This window comes from uncultured Parasphingorhabdus sp. (genome assembly GCF_963975735.1).
Lineage (GTDB): Bacteria > Pseudomonadota > Alphaproteobacteria > Sphingomonadales > Sphingomonadaceae > Parasphingorhabdus.
Map to the genome: position 1 here is coordinate 181,292 of NZ_CAXBIA010000002.1, position 16,747 is coordinate 198,038.

At 57.5% G+C, this 16,747-nt stretch carries 18 protein-coding genes and 1 pseudogene; 14 read left to right on the forward strand and 5 right to left on the reverse strand.

The window, feature by feature from the left end; genetic code table 11:
* Positions 1-69 precede the first annotated feature (69 nt).
* Together AACZ86_RS04470 and AACZ86_RS04475 are read left to right on the forward strand one after the other, a co-directional pair.
* Entirely contained in the window at positions 70-1,170 is a 1,101-nt protein-coding gene (locus AACZ86_RS04470) for an ATP-dependent 6-phosphofructokinase (RefSeq protein WP_339689693.1), read from the forward strand.
* A 129-nt stretch (positions 1,171-1,299) separates the two neighbouring features.
* Positions 1,300-2,040, forward strand: coding sequence for an SDR family oxidoreductase (locus AACZ86_RS04475; protein WP_339689696.1), 741 nt, complete (start codon positions 1,300-1,302; stop codon positions 2,038-2,040).
* 7 nt (positions 2,041-2,047) lie between these two features.
* Here AACZ86_RS04475 and radC read toward each other — a convergent pair whose 3' ends face one another.
* On the reverse strand, positions 2,048-2,752 hold the full coding sequence (gene radC / locus AACZ86_RS04480) for a DNA repair protein RadC (protein WP_339689698.1): 705 nt from the start codon (positions 2,750-2,752) through the stop codon (positions 2,048-2,050).
* Positions 2,753-2,902: 150 nt separating this feature from the next.
* Here radC and AACZ86_RS04485 point away from each other — a divergent pair, with 150 nt between their 5' ends.
* From AACZ86_RS04485 to AACZ86_RS04495, 3 genes are all read left to right on the forward strand, one after another.
* Positions 2,903-6,046 (forward strand): YdbH domain-containing protein, encoded by a 3,144-nt coding sequence (locus AACZ86_RS04485; RefSeq protein ID WP_339689700.1) that lies wholly within the window; start codon positions 2,903-2,905, stop codon positions 6,044-6,046.
* A gap of 82 nt (positions 6,047-6,128) precedes the next feature.
* Positions 6,129-6,314 (forward strand): YnbE family lipoprotein, encoded by a 186-nt coding sequence (locus AACZ86_RS04490; RefSeq protein ID WP_339689702.1) that lies wholly within the window; start codon positions 6,129-6,131, stop codon positions 6,312-6,314.
* An 80-nt stretch (positions 6,315-6,394) separates the two neighbouring features.
* Positions 6,395-6,709, forward strand: coding sequence for a YdbL family protein (locus AACZ86_RS04495; protein ID WP_339690243.1), 315 nt, complete (start codon positions 6,395-6,397; stop codon positions 6,707-6,709).
* Between the two features lie 97 nt (positions 6,710-6,806).
* Here AACZ86_RS04495 and AACZ86_RS04500 read toward each other — a convergent pair whose 3' ends face one another.
* The 4 genes from AACZ86_RS04500 to AACZ86_RS04515 all read right to left on the reverse strand — a co-directional run bounded on the left by AACZ86_RS04500 (position 6,807) and on the right by AACZ86_RS04515 (position 10,349).
* On the reverse strand, positions 6,807-7,649 hold the full coding sequence (locus AACZ86_RS04500) for an SDR family oxidoreductase (protein WP_339689704.1): 843 nt from the start codon (positions 7,647-7,649) through the stop codon (positions 6,807-6,809).
* Between the two features lie 43 nt (positions 7,650-7,692).
* Positions 7,693-8,517: an SDR family NAD(P)-dependent oxidoreductase gene (locus AACZ86_RS04505; protein WP_339689705.1), complete on the reverse strand. Its 825-nt coding sequence runs from the start codon at positions 8,515-8,517 to the stop codon at positions 7,693-7,695.
* A 36-nt stretch (positions 8,518-8,553) separates the two neighbouring features.
* Complete coding sequence (nfsB, locus tag AACZ86_RS04510; RefSeq protein ID WP_339689707.1) at positions 8,554-9,333, reverse strand: oxygen-insensitive NAD(P)H nitroreductase; 780 nt, start codon at positions 9,331-9,333, stop codon at positions 8,554-8,556.
* A gap of 101 nt (positions 9,334-9,434) precedes the next feature.
* Positions 9,435-10,349, reverse strand: coding sequence for a LysR substrate-binding domain-containing protein (locus tag AACZ86_RS04515; RefSeq protein ID WP_339689709.1), 915 nt, complete (start codon positions 10,347-10,349; stop codon positions 9,435-9,437).
* A 356-nt stretch (positions 10,350-10,705) separates the two neighbouring features.
* On the opposite strand from AACZ86_RS04515, the gene AACZ86_RS04520 reads away from it, so the two are divergent.
* From AACZ86_RS04520 to recO, 9 genes and pseudogenes are all read left to right on the forward strand, one after another.
* Entirely contained in the window at positions 10,706-11,056 is a 351-nt protein-coding gene (locus tag AACZ86_RS04520; RefSeq protein ID WP_339689711.1) for an AtpZ/AtpI family protein, read from the forward strand.
* 45 nt (positions 11,057-11,101) lie between these two features.
* The gene (locus tag AACZ86_RS04525; RefSeq protein WP_339689714.1) at positions 11,102-11,854 is read left to right on the forward strand and encodes a F0F1 ATP synthase subunit A; all 753 of its coding nucleotides are present in this window, start codon (positions 11,102-11,104) and stop codon (positions 11,852-11,854) included.
* Positions 11,855-11,894: 40 nt separating this feature from the next.
* Positions 11,895-12,113 (forward strand): annotated as a pseudogene (locus AACZ86_RS04530) (F0F1 ATP synthase subunit C); the annotation flags it as partial.
* 174 nt (positions 12,114-12,287) lie between these two features.
* Positions 12,288-12,773: an ATPase gene (locus AACZ86_RS04535; protein WP_339689716.1), complete on the forward strand. Its 486-nt coding sequence runs from the start codon at positions 12,288-12,290 to the stop codon at positions 12,771-12,773.
* 23 nt (positions 12,774-12,796) lie between these two features.
* Entirely contained in the window at positions 12,797-13,324 is a 528-nt protein-coding gene (locus tag AACZ86_RS04540) for a F0F1 ATP synthase subunit B (RefSeq protein WP_339689718.1), read from the forward strand.
* 207 nt (positions 13,325-13,531) lie between these two features.
* The gene (uvrC, locus tag AACZ86_RS04545; RefSeq protein ID WP_339689721.1) at positions 13,532-15,469 is read left to right on the forward strand and encodes an excinuclease ABC subunit UvrC; all 1,938 of its coding nucleotides are present in this window, start codon (positions 13,532-13,534) and stop codon (positions 15,467-15,469) included.
* A 43-nt stretch (positions 15,470-15,512) separates the two neighbouring features.
* Complete coding sequence (locus AACZ86_RS04550) at positions 15,513-15,689, forward strand: hypothetical protein (RefSeq protein WP_339689722.1); 177 nt, start codon at positions 15,513-15,515, stop codon at positions 15,687-15,689.
* Positions 15,682-15,975, forward strand: a complete 294-nt coding sequence (locus AACZ86_RS04555; protein WP_339689724.1) for a type II toxin-antitoxin system RelE/ParE family toxin — start codon at positions 15,682-15,684, stop codon at positions 15,973-15,975. Before AACZ86_RS04550 ends, AACZ86_RS04555 begins: the two co-directional genes overlap by 8 nt.
* Before the next feature lies 1 nt (position 15,976).
* Positions 15,977-16,711: a DNA repair protein RecO gene (gene recO, locus AACZ86_RS04560; protein ID WP_339689726.1), complete on the forward strand. Its 735-nt coding sequence runs from the start codon at positions 15,977-15,979 to the stop codon at positions 16,709-16,711.
* The last annotated feature ends 36 nt before the right edge of the window (positions 16,712-16,747 follow it).

Consider the following 16,747-nt stretch of genomic DNA (forward strand, 5'->3'; position numbering starts at 1 on the left):
TTGATTTGTGGCCCCGCTAGCACCTACGAAATGAGTCGGCAATGCAGCGGCGAAAACAGGGAGAATAAAATGCGTCTGGCTATACTCACAGGCGGTGGCGATGTCCCGGGCCTCAATCCCTGCATTCAGTCGATTGCGACCTCGGCCTGGCAGCGCGGCTGGGATGTGGTTGGTTTGCGTCGGGGCTGGGAAGGGGTGCTGGAAATTGACCCTGCAGATCCCTGGTCAAACGGAAACAGCGTCATGATGCTCGACAAGGATCGGGTGCGCGGCATTGACCGGCAAGGCGGGACAATATTGCACAGCTCCCGCTGCGACCCGCGCACCACCAAAGAGGGTGACAAGACACAAAAGGTGCTCGACGTGCTCGATGCGCTAAAGGTTGATGCGCTGATCACCTTGGGCGGCGATGGCACGCTGCGTTTTTCGGCCCATCTGGCGAGCCTCGGCCGCAACGTGATTTCGATCCCCAAGACGATGGACAATGATGTCTATGGTACCGACTATTGTATCGGTTTCTCCACCGCCGTCACCCGATCGGTGCAGGCGATCAATTCGCTTCGAACCACGGCGGCGAGTCACGAACGGATAGCGGTGATCGAATTGTTCGGGCGGCAGTCCGGGGAGACCGCCCTGGTCTCGGGCTTTCTTTCGCAGGCGGACCGGACGGTGATCGCCGAAGTGCCGGCGGATATGGACGTGCTGCTGCCTTTGTTGCTGAAGGACAAGGAAGCAAATCCGGAATCCTACGCCATCTGTCTGGTGTCCGAGGGTGCCCGGCTTTCCGGCGGGACCAATTATGCCGACGAGATCAACAAATCCAACACCAACCGCGACGGTCTGAATATCGGCACGCAGCTGGCGCGCGAAATCGAGGCGCGATCGGACGAGCGAACCATCGTGCAGGAGCTGGCCTATCTGATGCGCGCCGGGGAACCGGACGCGATGGACCGGATGGTCGGCTTCGCCTTTGGCGCGCTGGCCGTGCAGCTGATCGAGCAGGACCGGATGGCCAATATGGTCTGCCTGACCGACGGCAATTATAGTTCGGTGCCGATCGGCACGTTGCTCGAGGATAGCAAGGGGGTGAATGTCTCGGGCCTTTATGATGCCAACCAGTATCGCGCCAATCTGATTCAGGTCGAAGGCATGCCGATGTTTCTTTATTGAAGGCGTTCCTATATAGATGAGGGGGTCCGCTATCTATCGGCGACGGTGTCGGTCCAATGGCTGATATCGGCGACCCGCAATCATCGATAGTCTGGCCCGGACCGACTTTACTTTAACAGGAACAACATGATGAGCATTTCATCCGATCGCGTCGCAATTATAACGGGCGCGTCCCGCGGCATCGGCGCTTCCATAGCCCATCGTTTGGCAAGCGATGGCATGGCAGTTGTCGTAAACTATGCCGGCAGCGAAAAAGCCGCGGCCGAACTGGTCGACGAAATCGTAAATGCAGGGGGACGCGCGATCTCTGCGCAGGCGGATGTCGCCGATCCGCTGGCTGTCAGGAATCTTTTCGATACCGCTGAGGCGGAATTTGGCGGTGTCGATGTGCTGGTGAACAACGCCGGCATCATGAAGCTCGCGCCGGTCGCGCAAGTCGATGACACAGATTTCGACGAAATGATGGCGGTCAATCTCAAGGGCACGTTCAACGGGCTTCGGGAGGCTGCGAAGCGGCTGCGAGATGGTGGTCGTATTGTAAATATTTCTACCAGCGTCGTCGGACTATATCTGCCTGCTTATGGGGTGTATGCGGCGACCAAGGCGGCAGTGGAGGCTCTGACGCATATTCTGGCGAAGGAGCTTGGACCCCGGTCGATTACGGTCAATTCCGTGGCACCGGGGCCAGTCGCGACCGAGCTGTTTCTCGAAGGCAAGGACCCGGCAATGATTGAGCGGCTCGAGCAGATGATTCCGCTCGGTCGGCTGGGTGAAGTCGATGACATTGCCCGCGCCGTTTCCGTGCTGGTCGGGCCGGACGGCGGCTGGATCAATGGCCAGATAGTGCGCGTCAACGGGGGCGTGATCTGAGCGCCCGTCAAATCAGTCCCTTCGACCGGAAGGAGGTGTGGCCATCCCGGCCGATGACAATATGGTCATGAACGGTGATACCCAATGTGCGGCCGGCGGCGCAAATGTCATTGGTAATCGCGATATCTTGCCGGCTGGGGGTGCTGTCGCCGCTTGGATGATTATGGACAAGGATGATGGCAGCTGACCCCAGATCCAGCGCGCGCTTTATGACCTCGCGGGTATAGATGGCCGCCTGATCGATCGACCCTTCGCTGACCAGCTCATCGCGGATCAACCGGTTCTTGCTGTTGAGATGCAACACCCGCACCCGCTCGTGGGCGAGATGGGCCATGTCGGCCCGCAGATAATCGAGCAAGGCCTGCCAGCTCGCCAATATCGGTTGTTCCCGCACCGGTGCGGAAATCAGGCGTGATGCGGCGAGCTGGACAATTTTCAGCGCCGCGACGCTGGTCTCGCCCATGCCGGGGAAATTTCCCAACGCATCGGCGTCAGCGACAAGAAGGCCTGGAAATCCGCCAAATTCCTCGATCAATTGCTTCGCGAGCGGCTTGGTGTCGCGGCGCGGGATAGCGAGCGCGAGCAGATATTCGACCAGTTCGTGATCGTGCAATGCGTTGCCCTGACCGGTCAATATCCGCTGACGAAGCCGTGCGCGATGGCCGCTTCGGTGCTGCGAAGAGGGAGGATGCATGTCATGTTCAGGCGTCATGAGCCACTTATAGCCAGAACAAACCGAGAACTTATTCGATAAGCAGAAAACAGGCCGAATATGTCCAATATTCGAATAAAGCTGTGAAAACTCGTCTCTTCAGACACTTGTACATTGCAACTTAAGGAAGACTTATGCATTTCAGCCGCAATGGATGAAGAAATCGCAAATGACCCTGTCGGTCGCCGCTCCCGGTTTCGACTGTTCGGCGGGATTTTGCTTGTTCTGATTCTGCTCGCGCTGGTCGTCCTGTGGATCAGCCGGACGACGCTGGCCGATAATATTGTCCAGTCAGAACTAGACAAGATGGATGTTACCGCCAGCTACGAGATTGAAGATATAGGTCTTCGCAAACAGGTCATTCGCAATCTGGTGATCGGTGATCCCGAGCGGCCGGATATGACCGCCGATCTGGTCGAAGTCGGCAATTCGCTGACCATGGGCGGCGTTGGTATCAACTGGATCCGGGCGAGTGGCGTGAAGCTGTTCGGGCGGGTGGAAAATGGCAAGCTCAGCTTTGGCGAACTCGACAAATTCACCGATCCCGAAGATGACAGCCCGCTGGCGCTGCCGGATATGTGGCTGGGGCTGAGCGATGCAAAGCTGCGGATCGACAGCGAATATGGTGTCATCGGGCTGGCGCTGAACGGTCAGGGCGAGTTGCACGACGGCTTCAACGGAGAAATCGCGGCGATCAGCCAGAATCTGGATGCTGGCGGTTGTGCGATGACGAAGCCGACCTTTTTCGGCCAGATCGCGATTCGCGGCAAGAAACCGCATTTGCAGGGGCCGTTGCGGCTGCCGGTTGTGGCCTGTAGCGACCTTGATCTGAGCGCGGAAGATTTCGCCGCGCAGGTCTCGGTTGATCTGGGTGAGAATCTGGCCAGCTGGTCGGGTAAAGTCGGTCTGCTCGGCGGGCCGCTTCGTTATGCCGATTATAGCGGTCAGGAAATCAGGGCCTCGGTGACTTTTGCCGGTGATTTCAAACAGAGCAAAGGCGATGTCGATCTGACCGCAAGCGGTCTGAAATCGCCTTATGGTCGCGCCGATAGCTCGCGGATCGAGGGACCGTTCGTGCTGGGTTATGGCGATGGGTCGATGACCGCCAGCTATGCCGGTCAGCCGGAAATTCGCGGGGTTCAGGTGGCGCAAAATCTGTTGCGGCAGGCGGGCAGCCTGTCGGCATCAACCGCGGGAACACCGGTCGGTCCGATTGCCGCGCGGCTGGCAAAAGCCGTTCAGCAGGCCGGGAACCGGCTGGATATATCCAGCGATATCAAATTTTCGAAAGCGGCTGCGCGGACAACACTATCGCTCAATGCGCTGACCGCACGCTCGCGCTCCGGCGCTACGCTGGATCTGAGTGATCCGTTGCTACTGGCTTTCACCGACAAGAATGTCCGGATGCTGGCTGACGGAAATATTCGCCTGGAAGGCGGCGGTTTTCCCAGCGCCAAATTTATCCTCGACGACGGCAGCCTCTCACGCGGCTTCTCCGGCCGGCTTGAAATGGCAACCTACCAGGCCGGTTCGGCACAGCTGAAAATTCCGGCGCTCGCCTTTTCACCGACGCGCCAGGGCGGGACCAATGTCGACGGCCGGATAATATTGACCGGACCGCTGGGTGACGGACAGATTACCGGCCTGCAAGTGCCGGTCAGTGGCTCTATCTCCGGAAACGGCAGTTTTGCGCTGTTCCACCAATGTATCAATCTGCAATTTGCCAGCCTGCGCACAGCATCCCTGAACGCAGGGCCGACCAGCGCGCGGCTTTGTCCGCAGGGAGATGCGATCGTTTCGGGTAATGGATCGGGCGTGAATATCGCGGCCAATGCGCCATCGCTCAAGCTGAATGGCGATGTCGGTGGCACGCCGCTGGCGATTTCGAGCGGCGCACTCGGTTTCTCACTGGCCAATGGTTTGAAGGCGCAAAATGTCGGCGTCCGGCTGGGAACGGCGGGCAATATGACGCGCCTCGACATGGCCGTGCTGAGCGCAGCCTTTGGCCGCAGCCTTACAGGCCGGATCGAAGGTGCCTCCGGCAAGGTCGCCAATGTCCCGCTGCTGATGGAAAATGTCGAAGGGGACTGGCGCTATGAAAATGGCAAGTTTCTCGCCGATGCCAGTTTGCTGGTCCGCGACGAGCAGCCGGTTGAACGGTTCCGGCCCCTGATCAGCAACGACGTCAAGCTGGGCTTTGACGGCAGTGACTTGACGGCAACCGGCTGGCTTCGTGAACCGGAAACGCTGACCGCAGTTGCGGCCATCGACATTGTCCATGCTTTGAAGAATAGTGAAGGCAGGGCGTTGATCGACGTGCAGTCGCTGGTATTCAATGAAAAGCTGCAACCGGAACAGCTGACTCCGCTGACTCTGGGTGTGATCGCCAATGTCCAGGGTGAAATATCCGGCGTCGGGCGGATCGACTGGGATGCTTCCGAAAATGGTATTAAAAGTACCGGGACCTTCCGTACCAATGGCCTGAACCTGGCGGCGGCTTTTGGTCCGGTCACCGGCCTGTCAGGCGAAATCAATTTCTCCGATCTGCTCGCGCTGGAAACCGCGCCGGGACAGCTAGTCAGTCTGTCCGAGGTAAATCCCGGCGTCGCGGTCTTCAACGGGCAAATCCGCTATCGTTTGCTCCCCGACTTCAAATTGCAGGTTGAAGGCGGTGAATGGCCTTTTGCCGGCGGCCGTCTATATCTCGAGCCGACGATATTGGATCTGAGCGAGGAAGCCGAAAGGCGACTGCAGTTCACCGTCGAAGGCGTTGATGCCGCGCAGTTCCTGACCCAGTTCGATTTCGAGAATATGACCGCGACCGGTGTGTTTGATGGCAAGCTGCCGATGGTATTCGATCAGGACGGCGGCCGGATAGTCGGGGGCTATCTGGTGGCGCGGGAAGGCGGCGGTACGCTCGCCTACGTTGGAGAGCTGACCTATGAAGACATGGGCACGATGGCCAATTTTGCCTTCAACGCGCTCAAATCGATCAAATATCGCAATCTCACCATCGGTATGGATGGCGACATCGCCGGCGAAATCATCACCGAGGTGAAATTTGACGGGCTCCAGCAAGGCGATGATGCGAGCCGCAATTTTATCACCAAGCAGCTCGCCCGTATCCCGATCCAGTTTAACGTCCGGATCCAGGCGCCCTTCATGCAGTTGATGAGTAGCGCCAAATCCTATTATGAGCCGGAAATACTGGTCGGGCAAAATCTGCCGGCGCTGCTGCGGGCACAGGAGAACCGGGCCAAAGCCGCGGTGAAGGTTCTAGAAGAAGATGAATAGTCCATTCAGCCAGGGGAAAGCGATGATGCTTTATCAGACAAGTCAATTGACGGATCGTCCATATGGTGCGATTCGACGCAATATGAGGAGTTTAACCACTGCCGGCCTGATATTGGGGGCATCAATCGGGCTTTCTGCCTGCGTGCAGGTGACTGCACCGGACAAGCCGATTGTCATCAACCTCAATATCAACATCAAGCAGGAAGTGGTCTATCGCCTTGACGGCGATGCAAAAAGTTTAATCAACGAGGAAGCGGATATTTTCTGATGTTTGACTATGTAAAGAAAAACAAGGCTTTGGCTGTAATCGGCGGACTGGTTTTGACGGCGGTTGTCGCCGCACCCGTGATGGCGCAACGCGATCCCGCTTATGAAGCGGCGCGGTCATCGGGAAAGATTGGCGAAAAGCCGGACGGCTATCTCGGTTATGTGACGTCCCCGTCACCAGCGATCAAGGCGCTGGTCGAGGATATCAATATCAAACGCAAGGCTGCTTACACCCGCAAGGCGCAGGAAACCAATTCGACGGTAGAGCAATTTGCCTTTACCTCGGGCTGCAACCTGATCATGCGGACATCGGCTGGCGAGAAATACCAGACGCCGACTGGCACCTGGAATACGCGGGATGCTAGCGATCCTGTCCGGGATTCGCGCTGCCCGTGATATAGATTTTAATATCACATTGAAAAAGGGGCGTGCCGGCCAGGCTGGTATGCCCCTTTTTCATGTCTTGCGGACGCGCGATCGGCGCAGTGCCATATTATTGCTTGAGGGATGCGAAATAATCGTCCCAGCCTTGATGCGGTCGGCCCGCCGCTTTCGCGAATTCGCTTTCCGTATCAAGCGCACCCAGCCGGATTCCCTCATAGATGCCGGCAATGATCGTGCCCATGAATTCCCCGAGCGCAGCGATCCGTTCGGCCCGATAGTCCGCGACGCTCATCGCGCGATAGCGTAGATCGGTACCGAAGGCGCGGTTGAAAAAGCCCGCCAGTTCTGTCTGGCTGATCGGCTCGCCATGGAGCCGGTAAGTCTGGCGGTGATGGACAGGTTCCGTCAACATTCTGGCATAGGCGAAGGCAAGCTCGTCGCGGGTGGTATAGCCGCATTTGCCGTCACCGGTACAATTGGCGATCTCGCCGCTCGCCTTGTAATTGTCGAGATAGTCGATGTCCGGCTCGATATAGATGCCGTTGCGGCCGATCACCCAGTCGAGACCGCTCGCGCGAATATCCGCTTCGGTCTGGCGGTTGCTTTGCACGATCGGGGAAAAGGCGGTACCGGTCTCGGCCCCCTGGATGCTGGTATAGACGATTTTCCGGACACCATTGGCGCGCGCTGCTTCGATGACATTGCGATGTTGCCCGATCCGTTCATCGGGGGCGGCCATGCCGGAAACCAGCAGCAATGTGTCGACCCCGGCGAGCGATTTTTCCATTTGTTCACGATCGGCATAGTCGCCGGGGCGGATCTCGACGCCGAGCCCGGCGGCCTTATCGGGAGACCGGGCCAGCCCGACAAGTGGTTCATCCGTCATCCGAGACAGAGCGCGGATGATGGCGCTGCCCAATTGTCCGGATGCTGCGGTTACGGCAATGGTCATGGGGTGTTTCCTTGGCTCGGTTGATTCGGGTTGGGGGAACGGTTCATGATGTTTCTGTCTCGTTGGCCAGATCCTGCAATATCGCGTCGAGACGGAGCATCAGTCTCTCGCATTTTTGCGGATCGAGCGCGTCGGGGTGAGGGCGGGCAAACTGGCCGCTGTCATTGTCGAAATAGAGGCCGGAGGCTTCGGCGAACTCTTCGGACAAGGCTGCACGGACCAGAATATCGACCCCGATCCCGACATCATTTCCTTTTGACCCATAGGCCTCTCTCACCATTTTTGTGCCCAGAAACGAGCCCGGATTTACGGCGACAATCATCGGGCCATCGGGTGCCAGCTCCTGCGCCAGGCTGCGCGACCACATGGTCAGGGCGAGCTTGCTCTGCCCGTAGGCGGCGCTGTCGGACAGGCTCGCATTCCCGACGAGGGCATCCATGTCGACAGGTGACTGGGCCGCCGACGACAGGTTCACCACGCGGGCGGACTTGTCCAATATGGGAAGAAGGCGGCGGGTTAGCAGATAGGGGGCGATCGTGTTGACGGCAAAGCGGATATCCAGGCCCGCAGCTGTCCGCGGATCGGGGACCGCGAACACCCCGGCATTGTTGATCAGTACATCGATCCGGTCGTGCCGCGCCATGAACGCACCGGCCAGGGCTTCGACGGCAGCCATATCGGACAGATCAGCGACATAGGTCTCGACGGTGCCATGGCCCGCAATGGCTTCGAGCATGGCCTTGGCGTCAGCCAGCTTCGCCGCGTTGCGCCCGTGCAGCAGGATATTTTGCCCTGACTGGCTCAGTATCTTGGCGGTTCCGAGACCGATTCCGTCGGTCGAGCCGGTTATCAGCACCGTTTTTGTCATGGGATATCCTTCTGTTATCGAAAAATGCGGCAGGGCTCAGACTTCGGTCAGTATGTCCGAGAGCGGCAGGCGCGATTTCGGCAATTTGGCATTATAGTCCGCCTCTTCGTCGCTATAGCCCAGAGCGACCACGACGAGACTGTTATAGCCTTGGTCACGCAGTCCGAATTCCTCGTCCAGTGCCTTGGTGTCGATTCCCTCCATCGGGGTGGCGTCGATACCGAGCGTCGCAACGCCGAGCAGAAACTGGCCGATGTTCAGATAGACCTGCTTGTCCATCCAGTGCTGTGCGTCCTTCATATCCTGTTTGTGCAGATTGACGAACAGGCTGCGGCCACCGTGCATCTGGGCGCGGAAGGTTTCGGGGTCGGCTTCGAACCGGCCGTCTTTTTCTTCCTGGTCGAGGACTTTCAACAGAAAATCCTCCTCGATCGCAAGGCGGCTGGCGAAGACGACGACATGCGACGCGTTACGGATACTTGGGCTGTTGAACGGATAGAGCGTGTCGGTGGCCTTGGCGATCCGGTCCTTGCCTTCTTCGGTCGATGCCAGAATGAACTTCCACGGCTGGGCGTTGGTGCTCGAAGGGCTGAAGCGCAAAAGATCGCGGATTTTCTCGACATATTCCGGGGCGATATTGCGCTTCGGGTCAAAGGCCTTCACCGTATGCCGGTGCTTTGCGAAATAGGTGATATCGCGATCGGCGTTCAGTCCGGCCGTGTTGCGGTCGCCATCGGCGGGAATGATGTGCTGCTCTTCCGGCACCTGATCGCCAGTGTCTGTAAATGAAACCTGGCTATCTGATAATTGGGTCATGATATTTTGCTCCGTTGCTGTTGGGCATAACATAACGGTTCCGATTATCGGTTCTATCTCCTGAATATGAAATTGATTATTTTGGAAATCAAAATAAAGGCTCAGGCCAGCCCGCCATAGCGCTGCCGGTTCGTCTCGATTATCCGCCGCTGCATGAAATCGAGAAAGGCTTTAACCCGGGCCGGCATCACCCGGCCCGGTGGACGTACGGCCCAGATGTTGGTTTCGCGCGTGACCTTATAGTCGGGCAGGACGTGGACCAGTCGGCCCGACCGGATGTCGGGGCCGACATGCCAGAGAGCTGCCATGCCGATGCCGACTCCTGCGCGGACGAGCACGCTCATCGCTTCGCCATGGTTGACTGTCGCCGGCCCGGTCGCCGGCACGTCATGGATACGGCCGTCCGGTCCGGTCAGCTGCCAGTGGCGCAAATTGCCCAGCGGCAGGCAGGCGTGTTCAGTCAGGTCTGAGGGTTTTTGCGGTCTTCCCGCGCGCTCCAGATAGGCGGGCGAGGCGACCAGCCATTCAGGATTGGCATCGATTTTCTGGGCCAGCAGGGAAGAAGGGGCCAGTTCGCCGATCCGGAAAGCCAGTTCATAGCCCTGTTCCACAATATCAATCACCGCGTCGGTCAGATTGAGATCTAGCGTGACATCGGGATGCCGTTCGAGAAATTCCGATAGAAAAGGCACGATATGCGCCCGCCCGAATGTTGCCGATGCGGTGACCCGGAGCAGTCCGGATGCCGAATGTGTCGATTGGGACAGCACCTGCCGGGCTTCCTCGGCAGCGTCGAGAATGCGTTTGGCATGGTCGACAAAGACCTCGCCGTCGGGAGTCAGCGATATCGAGCGCGTGGTCCGGTTGAGCAGCTTGACGCCGAGATCGCTCTCGAGCGCCTGGATTCGCTGGGTCGCGTTGGTTGGCGACAGATTGAATTCGGCGCCGGCCTTGCCGATCGCCCCGAGCGCTGCCACGCGCACGAACAGGTCGAGATTCTTCAGATCAAAAGTCACATATATTCCCCGGCGTCTGCATCATGCCAGCGCTAGCATATAGCGCCGCCGGAAAGGCGAAAAAAGCTGGTTGGAGCATGAAAAGGGATTCGCGCCCTGGCAATATTCCAGCGGATTTTCAGTGATGTGGACCGAAGGCGGCGACCGGAATGAAGCTGTTAATGCGCCCGCTGTAGATTGGTTTTCCGATCCTGATCGGACGAATATCCGGCCTCGAAAACGGCCAAGTTTCCGCATTGCAGCATTGCTGTTGACTTGGGAACGCTGCTTTCCTAAACGGACCGCGCCTTGGCGGGTCGGCCTGCTGTTATCTATGGCTCTTTTTGGCGCTCTTCGGGGCTTTTATAGGAGCGATAATGGCAGTAAGCGAATCTGATCGGGATCCCCTCGAAGAGGATGTGCGGGTTTCATCGCTGGAAGAGCGACTGGAAACAGCACAGAATAGAGAGCGGATCAAAGCTAAGCACCTGAACCGGGAGCCTGATGCAAATCAGCAACTCGGGATGCGCGTGCTAAGTTATCTGATCGGGGGTGTGGTCGTCGGTTTCGGATTGGGTTGGCTTTTTGACAATCTGTTTGGAACTTCGCCATTGTTCCTTCTGTCGTTCTTTTTCCTCGGGATTGGAACGGCATTCTGGAGGATTTACAAGATTTCGAGCCAACCGGTGGCTGACATCGGGACGGCATTAGCAGATGATGATGATTGACGATCAGGGGTTAGATTAGTGGCTACAGAAGGCAAAATTGATCCTATGCACCAGTTTGAAGTGCAGCCCATCTTTGATGGCTTCACTTTGTTCGGACAGCAGATCAGTTTCACGAACAGCGCGCTCTGGATGTTCCTCGTCCTCGGGCTTCTCTATGTGTTCATGATGGGCGGAATGAAGCGCGAACTGGTTCCCGGTCGCTGGCAGATCATGGTCGAAGGCGTAGTCGGCTTTGTCGATAATATTATCGCCACCAGCATCGGCCCCAATGGCAAGAAATATACGCCCTGGGTGTTCACCCTGTTCATGTTCATCCTGTTCTCGAACCTGCTCGGCATGATGCCATTCGGTATCATCCCCGGCATCCATCCGTTCACCGTCACCAGCCAGTTTACCGTCACCGGCCTGCTGGCAGCGATCAGTTTCTCGATCGTCCTGGTTGTCGGTTTCTGGAAACATGGTTTCAAGTTTTTCAGCCTGTTCATCCCGCATGGTACGCCGCTGCCGATGATCCCGCTGATCTTCATGGTCGAGCTGTTGTCCTTCCTCGTGCGTCCGTTCAGCCTCGCGCTGCGACTGTTCGTTGCGATGATCGCCGGCCATATCCTGATCAAGGTGTTCGCAAATTTCGTCATCCAGGCGATTGACGCGGGCGGCGCCAGTTGGGGTATCGCGGTTCTCAGCATTGTCTTCATCGCCTTTGTCAGCGCGCTGGAATTGCTGGTTTGCGCCATTCAGGCCTATGTTTTCGCTCTTCTCACATCGTTGTATATCAACGATGCGGAAAATCTTCACTAAGTCACTTTCAATCTAGTCTTACAATACGGAGTTAAAAAAAATGGATCTCTCTTCTGCACAAGTTATCGGCGCTGGCCTGGCTGCAATCGGCGTTGGCGCTGCTGCTACCGGTGTTGGTAATGTTTTCGGTTCCTTCCTTGAAGGCGCTTTGCGTAACCCATCTGCGGCTGACGGCCAGCAGGGACGTCTGTTCATCGGCTTTGCTGCTGCTGAATTGCTCGGCCTGATCGCTTTCGCTGTTGCAATGATCATTCTCTATGCTCCGCCAGCTGTTACAACAGCAGATGTCGTTGCAGTTGAAGCAGCCGCTGTTGAAGCGCCTGCTGCTGTAGAAGCACCGGCAGCTGCACCAGCAGAATAATCTGCTGAATGCGCTGGCCTTGCGCAGCTCGGCCAGATTATCGGTTTTGCGTCTTGAATTTACAGGTGAATAATGCCTCAAATTAGTCAGCTCTTGGAAGTCTACGGTAGCCAGTTTTTCTGGCTGCTGATCGTGATCGGAATCATCTATTTCGGCATAGCCCGGAATATGGTGCCCAAGATCAGCAAGACGGTCGACGACCGCCAGAAGCGGATTACGGATGATCTTGCTGCAGCTCAGGCTGCGCAAGACAAGGCCGAGCAGATCGAGACCGATTATCGCACCAGCATCAACGATGCGCGGGCCGATGCCCTTGGCAATATCAACGAAGCCAAGGCGAAGGCAGCCAAGAAGAACGAGGCTGCGGTCAAACGGGCCGATACCGCCTTTGCCAAGAAGGCTGACGAAGCGGATGCCGCTTTGAAAGCGGCGAAGACGTCCGCTCTCAAGGAAATCGAAGCCGTAGCCGCCGAAGCAGCACAAGCGATTGTGGCGACGGTTTCCGGTGCCAAGGTTTCGGCAGCCGATGCAAAGAAAGCGGTCAAGGCCGCTTTCTGAGCGCCTGCTGAAGGAGATAGACGATGCTATTGACAGTTTTGGCAGAAAGCGCGGAAGCAAGCGCACTCGGACTGAATGCGACCGGTTGGGTTGCCGTGGGAATGCTGATCGTATTCGGCATCATGCTGTGGGCCAAGGTTCCGAAGATCATTGGCGCTATGCTCGACAAGCAGATCGCCGAGATCAAGAAGACTCTCGACGAAGCGGCTAATCTCCGCAAGGAAGCCGAGGCTCTGAAAGCCGAATATGAAGCCAAGACCGCTGGCGCGCAGGCAGAAGCCGAAGCGCTGATGGAAAATGCCGAAAAAGAAGCGGCTACTCTGGTCAAACAGGCAGAAGCCGACACCAAGGCGCTGGTCGCCCGCCGCAAGAAAATGGCGGAAGAGAAGATCGGCGCGGCGGAACGTTCCGCGATCGCGGAAGTTCGCGCCAAGGCAGCGACAGCAGCTACCCAGGCAGCGCAAGCGCTGATTGCTGCGCGTCATGACGCTGCTGCGGACAAGGCTTTGATCGACAAGGCCATTGGCGATATCGGCAAAACGCTGAACTGAACCAGGACCCTCTCCCATCGGGAGAGGCAACAAGCCTCGGCAATTTATTGCCTTAGGCGCAGTCGGTGAGGGGTTTTGCCCTCCCGACTTTCGAACCCCTCACCGAGTTTCGCTAGTCAGCAAGCTGACAAGCTATACTTGCCTCTCCCTGCGGGAGAGGATGTAATTGCTCTGGCAATGCATCTAAGCCTCACTTAAACCAATCCCATGTCCAAAGCCGACCGTCCCGATCATCCCAATGCCGCTTCCCGTTTCAACGAGGATAAAGCGACTTATGCGGTGCGCGGGGAGGGCGATACACCCGATCTCGAAGCCGGGATGGCGGCGATCCGCGAGGTATTGAATACACTGCCTACAAGGCCGGGCGTCTACCGTATGCAGGACAAGCGTGGCGACGTGCTCTATGTCGGCAAGGCTCGCTCGCTAAAGTCCCGCGTCGGCGCCTATGTCCAGATCAACCGGTTGCCGCAGCGATTGATGCGGATGGTGGCACAAACCCGCTCAATGACGATCGTAACCACCGGCAGTGAGGCCGAGGCCTTGTTGCTCGAAGCGCAGCTGATCAAGAAATTCAGGCCCGCTTACAATGTGTTGCTGCGCGATGATAAGAGCTTTCCATTCATTCTGCTTCGCGACGACCATGATTTTCCGCGGATTACGAAACATCGCGGCGCTCAGCGGATCAAGGGACAATATTTCGGGCCGTTCGCCAGCGCCGGTTCGGTCAACCAGACCATCAATGCGTTGCAAAAACTGTTTTTGCTGCGCAGTTGTACCGACAGCTTTTTCAACAACCGCTCGCGGCCTTGTTTGCTCTATCAAATCAAGCGCTGCTCCGCGCCTTGCGTCGACCGGATCGGCAAGGAAGATTATGCCGAGCTGGTCAAGGATGCGCGTGATTTTCTCTCCGGCAAGTCGACCGAGGTGCAGCACAAGCTCGGCGGCGCGATGGAGAAAGCCTCAGAGAGTCTCGATTTCGAAATGGCGGCGGTTTATCGTGACCGGCTGAGATCGCTGACCTTCATTCAGGGCAGTCAGGCGATCAACGCGCAGGGATTGCCGGATTCCGATATTTTCGCGCTGGCGGCCAAGGGCTCGACCGTCTGTATCCAGGCTTTCTTCATCCGCGGTGGCCAGAACTGGGGCCATCGCAGCTTCTTCCCGGCCCACACCACCAGCGTCGAGATTGAAGAGGTGTTCTCCAGCTTCCTGATGCAATTTTACGAACAGATGCCACCGCCGAAGCTGGTCCTGCTCGACCGGGAATTGCCGGACGCGGAGCTGCTGGCGGAAGCACTGAGCACCAAGGCCGAATACAAGGTCAGCGTGTCGATGCCCCAGCGCGGGGATCGCCGGAAACTGCTGGCCCAGGCCAGCCGAAATGCCGAAGACGCGCTCGACCGGCGTCTGGCGGAAACCTCCACCCAGGCGAAGATCATGCGCGAGATGGTCGAACTGCTGGAACTGGACGCGGTGCCGGATCGTATCGAAATCTATGACAACAGTCATATTCAGGGGACGAATATGGTCGGCGGCATGGTCGTTGCCGGACCCGAGGGTTTTCGCAAGAACGCCTATCGCAAGTTCAATATCAAAAATCCCGATATCGTACCGGGCGACGATTTCGCGATGATGCGCGAAGTGCTCGAAAGGCGTTTCTCGCGCGCGCAAAAGGAAGACCCTGATCGTGCCAAGGGCGAATGGCCCGATCTGGTGCTGATCGATGGCGGCAAGGGACAGATGAGCGCGGCACGCGGTGCGCTCGCCGAAATCGGGGTCGAGGATGTCGTGATGATCGGTGTCTCCAAGGGACCGGACCGCAATGCCGGGAGGGAAACATTCCACCTTCCCGACGGCCGCCAGATCAACCTGCCGATGAACAGCCCGGTGCTTTTCTATCTCCAGCGCCTGCGCGACGAAGCCCACCGTTTCGCCATTGGCGCGCACCGGACCAGACGCGCGCAATCCGTGGGGCACAGTTCACTGGATGATGTTCCGGGCATAGGGCCGTCCCGGAAAAAGGCGCTATTGCTGCACTTCGGGACCGCCCGGGCGGTAAAAAATGCCTCGCTTGATGATCTGCAGGGCGCACCCGGCGTATCGGCAACGGTGGCGCAGAAGATTTACGATTATTTTCATGCCTAGCGAGTTTGTTGCCACAAATGACATAGCGTGATATTATCTGCTCATGAACGAGCAACGCAAAACCGATGCTGTAAAGGTCACTATCACCGGAGAAAAGCCGGATGCTGGATATGATGACTGGTTTCGGACAAAAGTCGAAAAGTCGATCAATGATACCGACAAGGGTGCGAAAATCTATCCAGCGAAAGAAGTCTGGGATGCACTCGGCCTAGATGATTGAATTCTCGTCCGGCGCAGTCAGAGACCTTAAAGATATATTTGACTGGATCGCGAGAGACAGTCCTGCCGCAGCCTTCAGGGTTGTCGGCCGCCTGCGGCAAAATATCGAAGTTCTTGGTGACTTCCCTCAACTGGGAAAGATTGGCAGAATTGAAAATACTTTCGAATTGTCCGTGAGCGGGCTGCCTTATATTGTGGTATATCGTCTTGGGTTTAACGGTAAACCTGAGAATATTCTGATTGATGCGATCTTGCACACCAGTCGGAACTATCCAACGGTAGAATGATTTGCCTAGTCTCCGCACCACAGCAATAATCTGCTCGGTCCGTTCCCACGGCGAACACGGTGCGGTCGTGCGCTCGCTAACACCCGAAAACGGTCTCATGTCCGGCTATGTCCGCGGCGCGCATTCGCGGACGATGCGGCCTGTGCTGATTCCGTCCAATATTGTGCAGGCTGATTATCGGGCGCGGACCGAGGAGCAGCTGGCGTCGATGACGGCGGAATTGCAGCAGAGCCGGGGGCCGTTTCTGGGCGAGCCGCTGGCCAGCGCCGCGCTCGACTGGGTGACTGCCCTGACCGCTGCGGTGCTTCCGGAAGAGCATAGCTATCCGCAAATCCATTCCGCTTTGTCCGCCTTGCTCGACGCGATTTGCGGTGCTCCGTCTGCCAAGGGCTGGGCGGTGGCTCTGGTGCGCTATGAACTGCTTTTGCTCTCTGAACTGGGCTTCGGGCTGGCGCTGGACAAATGCGCAGTAACCGGCTCTGCGGAGGATCTCGTCTATATTAGTCCCAAAAGCGCGATGGCGGTGAGCGCGGGAGCCGGAGCGCTCTACAAGGACCGCCTTTTGCCGCTCCCGGCCTTTCTGAAAGAGCCGGTAACCTCTGAGTGGGACGAGATATTTGACGGATTGCGCGTCACCGGCTTTTTCCTGAAACGCCATTTCTTCGACGACCGCCGCAAGGATGTGATGGCGACGCGCTCGGTTCTGGTCGACCGGCTGAAAAGGGTGGTTGCCTAATCGCGCGATTCTCGGCAGGAAGCGGCGCATTCACAA